General features: G+C 38.4%; 2 protein-coding genes. Both read left to right on the top strand.

All coding sequences use genetic code 11. The annotated features are described in order from the left end of the window. Window positions 1-1,004 (top strand): sugar phosphate nucleotidyltransferase (locus tag E1176_RS01220; protein WP_246205904.1); only part of this gene is annotated, 1,004 nt, incomplete at its 5' end. Then, window positions 1,005-1,568 (top strand): tetratricopeptide repeat protein (locus E1176_RS01215; protein ID WP_155208762.1); only part of this gene is annotated, 564 nt, incomplete at its 3' end.

Genomic DNA, 1,568 nt, shown 5'->3' with positions numbered 1-1,568 from the left:
TACCTATGGCGGGTCGTGGCACTCGTCTAAGACCTCATACGCTTACTACACCAAAACCACTTATACCTATTGCCGGAAAGCCAATTGTACAAAGGCTTGTTGAAGATATTGCTGAAGTATGCAATCAGGAGATAAACAACATTGGCTTTATAATTGGCCGTGACTTTGGCGTTGAAGTAGAAAAAGACCTTAAAGAAGTAGCTGAATCAGTTGGCGGCAAAGGTCATATCTATTATCAGGATGAAAAACTAGGTACGGCCCATGCTATTTTATGCGCACAGGAAATTTTGGAAGGCAACTCTATAGTTGCTTTCGCAGATACACTATTTAGAGCTGATTTTAAGCTTAACCCTGAAAAAGACGGTATCATTTGGGTACAAAAAGTAGAAGATCCTTCAGCTTTTGGAGTGGTCAAAATTGACAATGATAATCACATCACTGATTTTATAGAAAAGCCAAAGGATTTTGTATCTGACCTGGCTATAATCGGAATTTACTATTTCAAGGATGGGGAATTCCTGAAAAACGAGCTGCAATACCTGGTCGATAATAAAATCATGGGTAAAGGTGAGTACCAGCTAACTGATGCTCTTGAAAATATGAAGCAAAAAGGTGCGAAATTTGTGCCCGGTGAAGTATCAGAGTGGTTAGATTGTGGTAACAAAGATGCCACTGTACACACCAATCAAAGGTATTTAGAGTACATCAAAGACCAGGGTTTAATCGCGAAGTCGGTAAAGCAAACTAATTGTGTAATTATACCACCCGTATATATTGGTGAAGATGCCACTGTAGAAAATTGCGTTCTTGGACCGCACGTATCTGTTGGCAAAAACACCTCTTTAAAGAATTCTGTCATTCAAAATTCTATCATACAAGAGAATTCTGAGATAAATAATGCTAACTTCAAAAACTCCATGCTGGGTAATTTCGTTACTTTTGAAGGCAATCAAGAAGACCTCAGTCTGGGAGATTACAATGCGATCAAGAGGGGAAACAACTAGTTGGCAATTCAACACAACCATATAGCAAAATTCATTTTGAGCCTGGCCGTTTTACTTTTTATAGTAACGGGTGCTCAGGCTCAAAAGTCGAAAAAGGATCGCTCCAGAGAATCAAAACTAAGAGAGGCAGAGTTTTACTTTACAGAGGGAGAAAAGTATTACATTCTTGAAGACTACTCAAAAGCATTGGGGCTATTTCAAAAATCACTTGAAATAAACGAAGACAATGCCACGCTCTATTTTAAGATAGCTCAAATACATGCCAAAGGTGACAACTTAACCAAAGCTCTTCAGAATATAACATCCGCTTTGGAGCTGGAGCAAGACAACAAGTATTTTTATGTATTAGCAGCTGACATCAATACGCAGTTGGGAGATTTCAAAGCCGCTTCTGAGTGGTTGGAAATTATGACTGCCAGGCTAGATAATACGGATCAGTATTTATTTGAACTTGCTGCTTTGTATTTATATCAAGATCGTTTCGATGAAGCACTCAAAACATATGATGACATTGAAAATGCTTTTGGAATAAGTGAAGAAGTTGTTGGGCAAAAACAGAAGATA

The organism is Fulvivirga aurantia (genome assembly GCF_009711475.1).
Classification (GTDB): domain Bacteria; phylum Bacteroidota; class Bacteroidia; order Cytophagales; family Cyclobacteriaceae; genus Fulvivirga; species Fulvivirga aurantia.
Note: the sequence above shows the minus strand (reverse complement) of the source record. Positions and strands in the feature narration are given on the sequence as shown.